This window comes from Phaeobacter sp. QD34_24 (assembly GCF_028890115.1).
GTDB lineage: Bacteria > Pseudomonadota > Alphaproteobacteria > Rhodobacterales > Rhodobacteraceae > Phycobacter.
On the sequence record NZ_JARCJD010000010.1, the window covers coordinates 35,314 to 46,212 of the forward strand.

Annotated in this window: 12 protein-coding genes; 6 read left to right on the forward strand and 6 right to left on the reverse strand. The window is 62.1% G+C overall.

Going from position 1 to position 10,899, the window contains the following annotated elements; translation table 11 throughout:
- Positions 1-2 precede the first annotated feature (2 nt).
- The 5 genes from PXK07_RS09715 to PXK07_RS09735 all read left to right on the forward strand — a co-directional run bounded on the left by PXK07_RS09715 (position 3) and on the right by PXK07_RS09735 (position 5,879).
- Complete coding sequence (locus PXK07_RS09715) at positions 3-1,301, forward strand: efflux RND transporter periplasmic adaptor subunit (RefSeq protein ID WP_274848035.1); 1,299 nt, start codon at positions 3-5, stop codon at positions 1,299-1,301.
- Entirely contained in the window at positions 1,298-4,375 is a 3,078-nt protein-coding gene (locus tag PXK07_RS09720; protein ID WP_274848036.1) for an efflux RND transporter permease subunit, read from the forward strand. Before PXK07_RS09715 ends, PXK07_RS09720 begins: the two co-directional genes overlap by 4 nt.
- A gap of 255 nt (positions 4,376-4,630) precedes the next feature.
- Positions 4,631-4,900, forward strand: a complete 270-nt coding sequence (locus tag PXK07_RS09725) for a hypothetical protein (protein ID WP_274848037.1) — start codon at positions 4,631-4,633, stop codon at positions 4,898-4,900.
- 14 nt (positions 4,901-4,914) lie between these two features.
- Positions 4,915-5,133, forward strand: a complete 219-nt coding sequence (locus PXK07_RS09730) for a hypothetical protein (RefSeq protein ID WP_274848038.1) — start codon at positions 4,915-4,917, stop codon at positions 5,131-5,133.
- Positions 5,134-5,228: 95 nt separating this feature from the next.
- On the forward strand, positions 5,229-5,879 hold the full coding sequence (locus PXK07_RS09735) for a DUF3489 domain-containing protein (RefSeq protein WP_342455867.1): 651 nt from the start codon (positions 5,229-5,231) through the stop codon (positions 5,877-5,879).
- Here PXK07_RS09735 and PXK07_RS09740 read toward each other — a convergent pair.
- Positions 5,803-6,027 carry a DUF7220 family protein gene (locus PXK07_RS09740; protein ID WP_274848039.1) on the reverse strand — a complete coding sequence of 75 codons (225 nt, stop codon included), beginning with the start codon at positions 6,025-6,027 and terminating at the stop codon, positions 5,803-5,805. The genes PXK07_RS09735 and PXK07_RS09740 overlap by 77 nt on opposite strands.
- 269 nt (positions 6,028-6,296) lie before the next feature.
- Here PXK07_RS09740 and PXK07_RS09745 point away from each other — a divergent pair, with 269 nt between their 5' ends.
- A complete protein-coding gene (locus PXK07_RS09745; protein WP_274848040.1) occupies positions 6,297-7,178 on the forward strand; it encodes a GIY-YIG nuclease family protein in 882 nt (293 codons plus the stop codon).
- Positions 7,179-7,253: 75 nt separating this feature from the next.
- Here the strand turns inward: PXK07_RS09745 and PXK07_RS09750 are convergent, their stop codons facing one another.
- The 5 genes from PXK07_RS09750 to PXK07_RS09770 all read right to left on the reverse strand — a co-directional run bounded on the left by PXK07_RS09750 (position 7,254) and on the right by PXK07_RS09770 (position 10,865).
- On the reverse strand, positions 7,254-8,480 hold the full coding sequence (locus tag PXK07_RS09750) for a DNA modification methylase (RefSeq protein ID WP_274848041.1): 1,227 nt from the start codon (positions 8,478-8,480) through the stop codon (positions 7,254-7,256).
- Positions 8,481-9,063: 583 nt separating this feature from the next.
- The gene (locus tag PXK07_RS09755) at positions 9,064-9,645 is read right to left on the reverse strand and encodes a GIY-YIG nuclease family protein (protein ID WP_274848042.1); all 582 of its coding nucleotides are present in this window, start codon (positions 9,643-9,645) and stop codon (positions 9,064-9,066) included.
- Positions 9,646-9,761: 116 nt separating this feature from the next.
- A complete protein-coding gene (locus PXK07_RS09760; RefSeq protein WP_274848043.1) occupies positions 9,762-10,187 on the reverse strand; it encodes a DUF6362 family protein in 426 nt (141 codons plus the stop codon).
- Entirely contained in the window at positions 10,180-10,380 is a 201-nt protein-coding gene (locus PXK07_RS09765; RefSeq protein ID WP_274848044.1) for a hypothetical protein, read from the reverse strand. Before PXK07_RS09765 ends, PXK07_RS09760 begins: the two co-directional genes overlap by 8 nt.
- Complete coding sequence (locus PXK07_RS09770) at positions 10,377-10,865, reverse strand: crossover junction endodeoxyribonuclease RuvC (protein WP_274848045.1); 489 nt, start codon at positions 10,863-10,865, stop codon at positions 10,377-10,379. The genes PXK07_RS09765 and PXK07_RS09770 overlap by 4 nt, the downstream gene beginning before the upstream one ends.
- Positions 10,866-10,899 lie beyond the last annotated feature (34 nt).

Consider the following 10,899-nt stretch of genomic DNA (forward strand, 5'->3'; position numbering starts at 1 on the left):
CCATGCGTCTGGGCCCACTTCTTGCCATTCCGCCCATTGCTCTTGGTGCTGCGGTTGCGATCTGGATGGTCTCGAACGCACCTGGTCCGGCGCAGATCGAAGGGCGCGCGCCCGGCCTGCCCGTCCGGGTGACGACGGTCGCAGCGGAGGATATCCGCCCGACCGCAGCCGCCTGGGGCAATCTAAGGGCGGCCGACACCTGGGTCGCCGTGGCCGAGGTGCAGGGCGAGGTGATCTGGCGCCATCCTGATCTGGAAGCCGGACGCCTGATCCCGGCCGGAACCGAGGTGTTGCAGATAGACCCGGCCGATTACGAACTGGCGCTTGCGCAATCGCAGGCCGATCTTGCGGCACTTGCCGCCGAGAGTGCTCAACTGGCCGCCGAGGCGGCCAATACGGCCCGAATCCTTGATCTGGAACGTGCCCGCTTGGAACTGGCCGAGGCTGATCTGACGCGCATCCGGACCCTGGCCCAACAGGGTACCGTCCCGCAATCACGCTCCGACGAGGCCGAGCGCGCCACGCTTCTGGCCCGCCGCACGGTTGCGGAATTGGAGAACACCCTCGCCCTGATCCCATCCCGCGAGGCGCGGATAGCGGCACAGGTCGCGCGCAGCGAGGCCGCCATCGACCGTGCGCGCCGCGCGCTCGACCGCACAACGCTGACGACGCCGTTCGACATGCGCGTGACCGAGGTAAATGCGGAGCTGTTTCAGACCGTCAGCCCCGGTCAGGTGGTGATCCGTGCCGACGGGATCGCAGCGGCCGAAGCCGTGGCCCATCTGCCAATCGACAGCTTTCGCCGCCTGCTGGGAGATGCGCCTGAAGGCATCACCCTTGCCGACATGATGCGCGACCTGCCAGCCACGCAAATCGAGGTGACGCTCAGCCCGCTGTCGGACCCGACCCAAATCTGGACCGCCCGCGTTGTCCGGATCGAAGGCGCGCTGGATGTACGTGCGCGCACCGTGCCGGTCATCGTCAGGGTTGATGACCCCTATGAAGGCGCGGACCCGCCCCGGCGCCTGCCGCTGGTGCCCAACATGCAGGTGCAGATTGCCTTTTCGGGTGCTTCTATGTCAGGCCTCATCGCAATCCCCGAAGCGGCACTCCATGGGGGCATGGTGCGTATCGCAAGCGCCGATAACAGGCTGGAGTTGCGGCCCGTCATCGCCGGTTTTGCACAAGACGGCTCGGTCATCATCACCGATGGGCTCGCCCCCGGCGACCGCGTGGTGATCGACGACATCGCTCCGGCCATCCCCGGCATGGCGCTAACGCCGGTCGAGGTCCAGCAATGATCCGCTGGTTCACTGGCCACCCGACGGCGGGAAACCTGCTGCTTCTGTTGTTCCTTGCAGCGGGCGTCTTTGCAGCACCCGGTCTCTTGCGCGAGACATTTCCCGATTTCCGCGCGGTCGAGGCCGAGATCACCGTGACCTATAGGGGTGCTGCCGCCGAAGATGTCGAAACCGCCATCTGCGCGCCGCTCTGGGATGGCGTGCAGGGTGTCGAGGGGCTGGAAACCTTCACCTGCTCCGCTCAGACCGGCCGCGCGCGCGCCGTTGCGACCATGGCGCCCGGCAATGACGCGCTGCGCTTCGTCAATTCCTTGCGCACCGAGGTTTCGGCCATCGACACCTTCCCGGACCGCGCCGACCCGGCTGTCGTCCGTGAATTGCACCGCTCCGATCCGGTCACTTCGGTCGCCATATCGGGCGATCTACCGCTGGGCGAGTTGGATCTTTACGCCGACGCGCTGTCGGACCGACTGACCGCCCTGCCAGGTGTCGCGGGCGTCACCCGCGGAGGCCTCGGCACCCGGACACTCACCATCATCGCGGAGCGCGCCGTTCTCGACAGCCACGGGCTTACACCGTCGACGCTGGCCGCCGCCATCGCCGCGCAGAATATCGACCTGCCCGCCGGCGCGCTGGAGGGGTCGGGCGCGGACCTGACCCTGCGTTTCACCGCCGAACGCGACACGGTGACGGCGCTGGCCACAATCCCCGTGCTTGTGCTGCCGAACGGCGCGACGCTGACCTTGGGCGACGTGGCGGTGATCGAAGAACGCTTCGAGCCGCAGCAGGACCGCGCCTTTGTCGATGGCACCCCGGCCATCGTGATCGATGTGGCGAAGGCACTCGATGCCGACGCGCTGCGGGTGCTCGACGGGGTCGCCGCGTTGGTGGCCGAGGAAACCGCCCGCCTACCGGGCGCGATCACGGTGGAAGTGGTGCAGGATGTGACCTCCATCATCCGCGACCGGCTGGTGATGCTGGTACAGAACGGCGTCATCGGGCTTGTGCTGGTCGTCGTCGTGATGAGTCTGTTCTTCCGCCCCGGTTTCGCACTCTGGGCTGCGATGGGCCTGCCCGTGGCCTTTGCCGGGGCGTTTGTCTGGATGGGGCTGACCGGGCTCAGCCTGAACATGATGACGCTGGTCGCGCTTCTGATGGCGATCGGGATCGTGATGGATGATTCCATCGTGATCGCGGATTCCATCGCGGTACACGCCGGCAAAGGCGCTACGGTCGAGACCGTGGCTGCCGGGGTCGCGGCCGTGGCGCCAGGCGTGATCTCATCCTTTCTCACGACGCTTGCCGTGTTCCTGCCCCTGGCCTTCCTTGCAGGCGAACTGGGCGCCGTCCTCGAAGTTCTGCCGATTGTCCTGTTAGCCGCATTGTTTGCGTCATTGATCGAAGCCTTCCTTATCCTCCCGCACCACCTCAAGGGCGGGATGAAGGAAACCAAGCCGTCGCGCTTTCGGATCCGCTTTGATGCAGGGTTCGGCTCCTTGCGCGAAGGCATGGGCCGAATGGCCGATACCGCGATCAAGGCGCGCTGGCTGGTCGCAGGGCTGGCGATCGGGGCGCTGATCTTGACCGTTGGCGCCTTGGGCAGCGGCGTGGTCAAGCGTGAGGCGATGCCCGAAATCGACGGCGACGTGCTCGAGGCGCGGCTGATGCTGCCCGCGGGCACCCCGCTGTCGCGCACGACCGAGGCGGTCGCGCAGGTCGAGGCGGCACTGGACCGGGTCAACGCCCGCCTCACCCAAGACCAGCCCGAGGCACAACCTCTGGTGATCCGCCGCATCACCCGGCTGGGCCGTAATCTATCGGCTGGCGAGAGCGGTGCCCATGTCGCCACCGTCGCGGTAGACCTGCTGGGGGCCGAAACGCGCAGCAGCACGCTGGACGACATCGTCACGCTCTGGCGGGAGGAGATCGGGACGCTGCCCGGCGTCACCTCGCTGATTCTGACCGAGCCGGGGATCGGCCCGCAGGGCATCGCGGTCGAGCTACGCCTGAGCCACCCTGACCTCGCAACGCTGGAAGGGGCGGGCCGCGCCACTTTGGCGGAGCTTGAAACCTATGCCGGTGTGCGCAACGCGATCCTCGACCTGCGCCCCGGCGCACCGGAACTGCGGTTGAGCCTGTCGCCCGGCGCCGAGGCCCTGGGGCTGACCGCGACGGATGTGGCTGGCCAGCTTCGCGCGGCCTTCCTCGGCACGCAGCTTGCCGAAATCCGGCGCGGCGATCTGGCCTGGGATATCGAGGTGCGGCTGGCCGATGAGGACCGCGCCACCCGCGCCGACCTGACCGCCTTCGAGATCGCACTGCCCGCGGGCGGCACCGTGCCTCTCTCCAGCATCGCCGCGATCACGGAGGCCCGCGGCTGGGGCACCATCACGCGCCGTAGCGGTCTGCGCACGCTGACCGTCTCGGCCGATGTGGACGGCCGGATCGGCAATGCCGACGCGATTACCGCACGGCTTTTCGAGGGCTTCCTGCCTGATCTGGCTGCCGCCACCCCCGGCCTGACCTTCGAGATCGGCGGGCAAGCGGCCAATTCTGCGGAAACCGTCGCCTCCATCCTGCGCGGGTTCCTGATCGGGCTGGTGGGCATCTACCTTGTGCTCAGTTTCCAGTTCCGCAGCTATATCGAGCCGCTGATTGTGATGATCACCATCCCGCTGGCATTCCTCGGGGTGATCTGGGGTCATGTCCTGATGGGCTACAACATCTCCATGCCGTCTCTGGTGGGCGCGGCGTCGCTCGCGGGCATTGTGGTGAACAACGCGATCCTGCTGGTCGGCGTCATCAACACCCGCCGCGCCGAGGGACTGTCGGCAGCGCTGGCCGCAGGCGAAGCTGTGCGATCGCGGTTCCGTCCCATCTTCGTCTCGGTCTCGACGACGATCATGGGCATGGCACCCTTGCTGCTGGAATCCTCGACGCAGGCCCAGACGCTGAAGCCCCTTGTGATTTCCGTGGTGTTCGGCCTCATCGCAGCGACAGTCCTGATCCTGGTCGTGCTGCCCGCCTTCTACGCCGCGCTGGAGGACATCCGGGGCGACCGGCGCGAGGGCTGATCAAGCGGCCGGACCGCGATCCGCAGGACCGATCCTCCGCCCCCTTGTGATCGACAGCGCCTCGGACAGCCCGCGCGCAAAGAACCACTCCCCTGCGCGACAGGCCGACATGGGCAGCATACTGGCGCTCGCTCAAACCCTCCATGACGCACTCAGATTATCATTCAAAATCTTGCACTTATGTAGTTGATAAGCCTCCCCGCCAGAGCGAACGTGGTCTCACGAAACGATGCAACTCACCACGGAGCCGCCACGATGACCCGCCTGAACCCGCAGACAACGCCCCGCCACCAGCTGCGTGCCGAGAAGGCACGTCGCAACAAGGAGGCAGCCCTGAACGCCTTCATCGGCAAGAAGGCCGAGATCGACGAGATGCTCGCCCGGCTCCAGAGCCTCAGCGATGAACATTTCAACTGCCACCCCGACGAGATCAACTGGGGCCATGTCGGCACCCTTGAGCACTACGTCAGCTTGCTGAAGCGCATCACCGACAGCGCTTTCAGTGAAGGCGAGCACGCGGAATGACAGGAGCCAAGGCCATGGAAACCAGCACCATTCGCATTGCCATTCGCAAGCTGCCCGATCATTTCGACCCCAGCCGCATCACCACCGTCCTCGACGAAATAGAAAGCGCCCTGATGGACGACGGCGGCGTTTATGTCCGCGCCTACGCCGACAGCATGACGATCACCATCGAGGTGCCGACCAATCAGCTGATTGATGCAGCCGCCTGCCTGAAGGACCTCGCCTTGATCTGACATCGGGAAACCACCCCGAACTCCGGCCGCGCCGTTGCGCGGCTTGGGGTCGTAGAAGACCGCGACGGTCGCGGTCCGAACACGGAGACGACCCCATGACCAAGCTTTCCGACACCCAGACAATCATCCTGTCCCGCGCGGCCCAAAACGAGGACCGCATTGCCCTGCCACTGCCTGACAACCTGCGCGGCGGGGCCGCCGCCAAAGTTGTCAGCGCGATGCTCGCAAAAGGCTTTCTCGAAGAGGTCGAGACAGACATGCGCAACGGCGAGCCGGTCTGGCGCGAAACCGTAGACGGTCACGGCGCCACGCTGGTCGCGACCGATGCAGGGCTCGCCGCCATCGGCATTGAACCCGACAGCGCGGAAGCCAAACCGACCAAGAACGCAGCCCCCAAGACCCGCACGCCGCGCGAGGGCACCAAGCAGGCCACGCTGATCGCCATGTTGCGCGCGCCAGACGGCGCGACCATCGCGGAGATCATGGCCGCGACTGGATGGCAGTCACACACCGTGCGCGGCGCGATGTCCGGGGCGCTCAAGAAAAAGCTCGGGCTCGAAGTGACCTCGGAGAAGATTGAGGATGGGGGCGCGTGTACAAACTCCCTGCCGCCTGACGCACCGGACACCAACAATTTGCTGGCCGCCGTCCCTCTGGGGCGGCGGTTGCTCATTTGGCGCTTCGCATTCGGATCGCTTCGAACACCCGCCGCAGGGCGAAGGATCGGGCGATGCTCACCACGGTGAAGATTGCCCCCATTTTCAAGTTCTGCGCCAGCGTCGTGTGCAGCCCGAAGATCGGGAAGATCAGGATCTGCGTGATGACCGCGACGCCGTAGCCATCCGCCACGTTGGCGACGGACTCGACCAGCGACATGAGGCGCGATTGCTTCATGTCGCCACCTCATCCATCGGCCAGCAATTGAGCCGCGAGAGTTCTGAGCGCATGCGCGGCAACCAGTGGGACCACGCCGTTGCCGCAAATTCGAAGGCGGTCCACCCGGTGGGCCAGCCCATCAGCGCCTCGACGAATGCTGGGTTCAGCGTCCGGCGCGGCTCAGAGATATCGCTCCCAGCCGTCGGCGTCACCAGGACCTGGCGCCACTTGTGGATGTGGCAGTCAATGGTGCATGAACAAAGAAAAAATCAAGTGAGTTTAGGCACATGTCTCTCGGATTCGTTTACATCCTCGAAAACCCTAGTATGCCCGGGGTATTGAAGATCGGGCAAAGCGCAAAAGACCCGAACCAACGCGCCAGCGAACTCAGAACAACTGGCGTTCCGGACCCGTTCGAAGTCGTATACTTTGGTCTTTTTAAAGATTTTCAGCATTTGGAACGCGTGGTGCATGCCCACCTTGCATCCTATCGACGATCAAACGACCGGGAGTTCTTTTCTCTGCCAGTTGAGGAAGCCGTTTCAGCTATCCGAAACTGCGCAACCGGCGCACCGATCTATGAGGAGCTTCATAAGGTTGACGAAAAGCAACTACGAGAAGAACAGCGTATCGCGGCTCGAGACCGCAAAAGAGAAGAGCGCTTACTCGATGCTCAAGGAGAGCTACACAACGCAACCGAGATCTTTTTGTCATCAAAGGGGTTGCGACTAGGTAGTCAGCGCGGCCCCACAGTTGAGCGCTTAGAAGGCATAGTCCACCCGCAGAATAATATCGGCGTCTTTCGACGAAAGGCAGTCGAAATTGGCACTATGGGACTTCTCACGTCATTAGACGGCTTTCTTTGCGACCAAGGCGGCACTTGGGATGATGCACTTATCCGGGCCTCGCTGGCGGGCAAAGTTCGACCATTCACGATTCTGCAGCTCGTATTACACAGTACCACTCAAATTTCCGCTGGCGAAAAGTCATGGTCGGCGGGAATGCCCTTCATGGTTTCACTCAGAGGCGCCGATAAGACTGTATGGGACGAATTCTTGAATTCTGCTCGAAATCGAACGAAATCGCGCGGGCCGTTTGAGATGGTCTTGACCATTGATCGCGCCGCGAAGAAACCCAAGATAGATTTTTCTCTACCTAATTGCCTCTAGCATGCACCTTTCCTTCCTGGGCGAGTGCGTGAACCAGGCAGTTCGAAAGAAGGTAAAGCCAGGTCATGCATCGCCTCAGCGTGGGTTGACCGTCAGATCGGCGAAGCTCTCGCCGGTCCCGTCCAGCACGGCCTCTTGGCCGGTGAACTGCTGCCAGCGCTGCACGGCGACATCGACATAGGCCGGGTTCAATTCGATCCCGAGGCAGACCCGGCCCGTTGTTTCCGCCGCGATCAGCGTCGTGCCGGAGCCCATGAAGGGCTCGTAAACCGCTTGACCCGGGCTCGAATTATTGAGGATCGGCCGGCGCATGCATTCCACGGGCTTCTGCGTCCCGTGGACGGTCTTTTCATCCTGGTCCTTGTTCGCGATATGCCAGAGCGTTGTCTGCTTGCGGTCGCCTGCCCAGTGACCTTTGCCGGTCTTTTTGACCGCATACCACGCGGGCTCATGTTGCCAGTGATAATCACCCCGGCTCAGAACTAGCCGCTCTTTGGCCCAGACAATTTGCGAGCGGATGATGAACCCACAAGCTTCCAAGCTTTCCGCGACGGTCGCCGCATGCAGCGCGCCATGCCAGACATAGGCGACATCTCCCGGAAAGAGTGCCCAGGCGTCGCGCCAATCCGCGCGATCGTCGTTTAACACCTTGCCGGTGCGCTTGGTCTTGGCAGCGCCCATTTCGTTACGCCAACCTGGATCATATTCCACACCGTATGGTGGATCGCTGACAAGCAATAGCGGCTTTACGCCGTTCAGCACTCTCTCGACATCCGTGGCGACCGTACTGTCACCGCAAAGTAATCGATGGTTTCCCAAGATCCACAAATCGCCTGGGCGGCTGATCGGATCCTCGGGAGTTTCCGGAACCTCGTCTTCGCCGTCCAGCGGACCGGTGCCTTCCTCAAGGCTCGACATCAGTGCGTTAAGCTCATCGTCGGTAAAACCTGTCAGCCCGAGGTCGAAATCCGCCTCCAGCAGATCCGCCAGTTCGAGGTTCAAGAGGTCCTTGTCCCACTCTGCGTTCTCGCTGGAGCGGTTGTCCATGATCCGGAAGGCGCGCGCCTGGGACGCGGTCAGACCCTTGGCAACATGCACCGGCGCGGTCTTGAAGCCGAGCTTGCGGGCTGCTTCCAGCCGGGTGTGCCCGGCCAGAACCACCATCACCTCATCCACGACGATGGGCTGGCGCCACCCGAATTCCTGGATCGAGGCCGCGACCGTGGCAATGGCCTGCTCGTTGCGGCGCGGGTTGCGCGCATAGGGAATGATCTGCTCAAGTGGCAGGTCGACGACGTCCATGATGATGTCCTTGAAATGCCCACGAAGCGAAATGGGGTCAGTCCCCCATTTCGGTTCAGGCGCGTTATGTCAGACCCTCAGGCCTTTGTTTTATTGGGGCTTAGCGCAAACCGAAACGAAACGGGTGTTTTCAGGGGTGTCACTGGGAAACCCTTGCGCCTCGCCCCCCCGAATACGGTCACGAACAGGAGGGACCCGTTCAATTTCAATGGGTTACGATGTAAAAAATTTTGAGCGGAGATAGTTTTTTCGGTAAGCCGGTCACCATTTATCCCGAGAAACTCGCCAATCACACCTTACAGGAGAACGTTTTGGGCAATGTAAGTGGTGGGTAATTGCCCCTCGCGTAACCCCGCGACCATCCCATTTTTGATCAGCGCTTGGACCCTGGCTGGATTCCCGACTGGACCCCAGTGTCCTTCAGAGGATAGCCCTCGCTGTTTAGCTAAAGATCGAAGGCGCGCGTGGCTGGTTGTTCCCTCAGCGTGCAACGGCGACTTCGAAATGGACGTGGGTCTGATCGAGATCGTGGATGATGTTGTTTATTGATTCAGTCAGAGTCTCAGTAACAACACAGAAGAAATTACCATGGGTTGGTTGGCCGGTACGGCTCTCGGTAGGTCTTTTTCGGTTTGTCCCACGGTTCGACCCGGCTGGGCGGACGGCCTGGCAACAGGCATGGTGCATGCTTGGGAAGGTCATTGGTTTGCCGATACCAATCGTCATAGAGAAACTCCATCTCCGACTGGGTAAGGTTCCAGACTCCAATTGCTGAAATGGCACGATTAACCAATGCTTCCGCTTGCTCGGGCATCATATCAAACCACTCACCACGGATGTTACGTTCGGCATGTTCGCGTTTGAAGTCTGCCTCAATCTTTGAGGAAATCGCTATGCCGGGCAGCCACCAGAACCGGTGGAAAACCAACTCCTCGTAATGGCCAGCCTGAATTGTACCAAGGCGCTGTATTGGATCTTCAGATATTCCAATTTTTACCGGGGCGCCGAATACTGGAGTGATCAGGTAGACGGTGTGAAATCCATTGGAACGAACATAATCGCGGAATCCAATAGGACGCGCTTCAGCCATCGCCTCAGCCTTTCGACATTTTCTTTTGGGATTTGTCATCGCTGCAGGGTCATCCAACCGCAACTTCGCCATCATAGCCTTTCTATACCCTCCTGGAAGGAATTTGTCTTGCTTTCTGGTGTCTCACCGAAAAATGTCTCGCTTGTTCGAAAGGGGTTGACAGGGCGGCCACGACGCGACCGCCCCAACAGTTAGAGCGTCTGCTCAATCACAAATTCCATCGACCGTTTGCGTGGCAGGGTTCTGCCGTTTAATTTCCAAACGATCACAGCCAATCCAAACTCATGTCGCCGATTTGCCGTGGCTCTGCTGACCCTATGTTCCCAACAGATCCCCTTCCAGGCTTTGCGGTTGGCCCGTGCCCAGAGGATCTGGCCGATGTCCTTGTCCACCCACCGCAGCCAGAGCATCGCCTCGTCGGCCTGCGTAATCATCCGCGGTGATGGCAGAGGCTTTTTCATCCGCGGTTCCTGGCCCACCTGGTCGGCGAAGGTTGAGAGGTATTCGGGCCAAGCGCTAACATAGCCCTGTGGACGGACCGGCGGCATGGACCGCATCACGTCGGCCGCGAGATCCAGCCTGTCCGCCACCATTGCTCGTGTCCATTGATCAGCCATTACGCACCTCCCTCACCGCCGGCAGCGGCCCGTAGAGTTTTTCCCCCAGCTGACGGACGATTTCGCGCTCAGGCCAGGTCAGTCGCGGGTCGTCCAGCGACACGGCCAGTACATGCTGTTCATGCCAACCCTCCCGCTTGACCGTCTCGGGATCGCGGCGGTGGCCGCCATAGCCCTTGGGGTAGAGCCTCATGCCACACCGCCTTGGGTCTCAAGGGCCCAGTGCAGGATGGCAATTGCGTCAGCCTCGTTGTCATCTGCCGGGCTGTAACCACGGGCTCGGGCCGCTGCGATCATGGCCTCTTTGGGCGCATTGCCGTGGCCCGTAGCGTGACGTTTGATCGTGCCCACCGGCGCTCCAGCATAGGGAATTCCCCGCAACTCGGCCCAGGCGGTCAGTGACGCCATCAGCCCCCCGTAGACATGGGCAGCGTCAGTGCCCGCATGCCGCCTGACCTCTTCGAACCAGATGGCCGCAATGGGTCCGGACAGCCGGTCGAGTTCCGTCAGCCAGTTGGTGAAACGCAGGTAGCGCATACCGCCACCGTCGTAGCGACCAGGCTTGAAGCTGACAGTGCCGCTGGTGATCAGACCGTCGTAGCCACGGATTGCCCAGCCGGTGGTGGTGCCGAGATCGAGCGCCAGAATGCAGCGCGGATTTTCGTTGGATTGGGTCATCAAGACCTCCTCTTCGCTTTGGCGAGCGTGGCGA

What these genes read in the sequence shown, in the direction of transcription:
- PXK07_RS09755 (WP_274848042.1), bottom strand. Translation starts at nt 9,645, where the DNA reads ATGATGGCGAAGTTGCGGTTGGATGACCCTGCAGCGATGACAAATCCC.
- PXK07_RS09730 (WP_274848038.1), top strand. Translation starts at nt 4,915, where the DNA reads ATGGAAACCAGCACCATTCGCATTGCCATTCGCAAGCTGCCCGATCAT.
- PXK07_RS09750 (WP_274848041.1), bottom strand. Translation starts at nt 8,480, where the DNA reads ATGGACGTCGTCGACCTGCCACTTGAGCAGATCATTCCCTATGCGCGC.
- PXK07_RS09740 (WP_274848039.1), bottom strand. Translation starts at nt 6,027, where the DNA reads ATGAAGCAATCGCGCCTCATGTCGCTGGTCGAGTCCGTCGCCAACGTG.
- PXK07_RS09760 (WP_274848043.1), bottom strand. Translation starts at nt 10,187, where the DNA reads ATGGCTGATCAATGGACACGAGCAATGGTGGCGGACAGGCTGGATCTC.
- PXK07_RS09770 (WP_274848045.1), bottom strand. Translation starts at nt 10,865, where the DNA reads ATGACCCAATCCAACGAAAATCCGCGCTGCATTCTGGCGCTCGATCTC.
- PXK07_RS09735 (WP_342455867.1), top strand. Translation starts at nt 5,229, where the DNA reads ATGACCAAGCTTTCCGACACCCAGACAATCATCCTGTCCCGCGCGGCC.
- PXK07_RS09715 (WP_274848035.1), top strand. Translation starts at nt 3, where the DNA reads ATGCGTCTGGGCCCACTTCTTGCCATTCCGCCCATTGCTCTTGGTGCT.
- PXK07_RS09720 (WP_274848036.1), top strand. Translation starts at nt 1,298, where the DNA reads ATGATCCGCTGGTTCACTGGCCACCCGACGGCGGGAAACCTGCTGCTT.
- PXK07_RS09765 (WP_274848044.1), bottom strand. Translation starts at nt 10,380, where the DNA reads ATGAGGCTCTACCCCAAGGGCTATGGCGGCCACCGCCGCGATCCCGAG.
- PXK07_RS09725 (WP_274848037.1), top strand. Translation starts at nt 4,631, where the DNA reads ATGACCCGCCTGAACCCGCAGACAACGCCCCGCCACCAGCTGCGTGCC.
- PXK07_RS09745 (WP_274848040.1), top strand. Translation starts at nt 6,297, where the DNA reads ATGTCTCTCGGATTCGTTTACATCCTCGAAAACCCTAGTATGCCCGGG.